Annotated in this window: 1 protein-coding gene; it reads left to right on the forward strand. The window is 54.4% G+C overall.

Going from position 1 to position 1,238, the window contains the following annotated elements; genetic code table 11:
* Positions 1 to 80: 80 nt before the first annotated feature.
* A protein-coding gene (locus BUA28_RS15295) for an IS3 family transposase (RefSeq protein ID WP_218587278.1) occupies positions 81 to 1,222 on the forward strand; the annotation gives its coding sequence in 2 pieces (ribosomal slippage) (positions 81 to 333 and positions 333 to 1,222; 1,143 coding nt in all).
* The last annotated feature ends 16 nt before the right edge of the window (positions 1,223 to 1,238 follow it).

The raw sequence follows: 1,238 nt of genomic DNA on the forward strand, positions 1-1,238 counted from the left end.
TGACCCTACCCCACAAAACCGTACCATTTAAAAGTAGAATTTCTGGCATGATTTTGACCTTAAATGGAAAGGAGCATGACGTGAAGAGAAGCAAATTTACCGAGCAGCAGATTGCGTTTGCGCTAAAGCAGGCCGAGCTTGGCACGCCGGTTGAAGAGGTCTGCAGGAAGATGGGCATCAGTGATGCCACGTTTTATAACTGGAAGAAGAAGTACGGTGGGCTGGGGCCGTCCGAACTGAGACGGCTGAAGCAACTGGAAGAAGAGAATACCAAGCTCAAGCGGCTGGTCGCGGACTTGAGCCTGGACAAGACCATGCTGCAGGATGTGCTGTCAAAAAAGCTCTGAAGCCTTCCTGCAAGCGCATCCTGATTGATGAATTGCGCAACCGTTACCGCGCCAGCTTGAGGCAGACCTGCGCATTGCTCAAGCTGTCGCGCACGGTATATGTCTACCGGTCGCGCGCCCGTGATTCATCATTGCTGCTCATGCGCATCAAGGAAATTGCCGCCGCCCGCGTGCACTACGGTTACCGGCGCGTACATGTCCTGTTACAGCGGGAAGGCTTTAAGGATAATCACAAGCGTGTTTACCGGCTCTACCGGGAGGAAGGGCTGTCATTACGGCTCAAGCGTCCCAAGCGCAACAAGTCGGCGCGGCTGCGCCAGCCTAAACACTTTGTTACGGCAATCAATCAGATCTGGAGCATGGATTTCGTCGCCGATGCGTTGTTCGATGGCAGGCGGTTGCGAGCACTGACTGTAGTGGATAACTATACGAGAGAGAGTCTGGCCATCGAGGTAGGCCAGAGCCTGAAAGGAGAAGATGTCGTGAACACGCTCAACCGCATTGCAACGAGGCGGGGATTGCCCAACATTATCAAAGTCGACAATGGCAGCGAATTCATTTCCAAGGTCATGGACAAGTGGGCCTATGAGCGCAACATCGAGCTCGACTTCAGCCGTCCGGGCAAGCCGACCGACAATGCCAAGGTGGAAAGCTTCAACGGACGATTGCGGCAGGAGTGCCTGAACGCGCACTGGTTCTTGTCTTTAGAAGACGCCAGGCGCAAGATTGACGAGTGGCGGCAGTACTATAATGAGACGCGCCCCCACTCTGCATTACAGTGGGCAACACCCGCTGAATTCGCCCGCCAGGCAAGGGAAAATGCCTTGCCCGGCAGGCCTACTGAGTCGGAAATTTCTACTTTAGACCGGTACTGATTTCGGGGTCAGGTCA

This window comes from Nitrosospira sp. Nsp11, assembly GCF_900142705.1.
In the GTDB taxonomy this organism is placed as follows: domain Bacteria; phylum Pseudomonadota; class Gammaproteobacteria; order Burkholderiales; family Nitrosomonadaceae; genus Nitrosospira.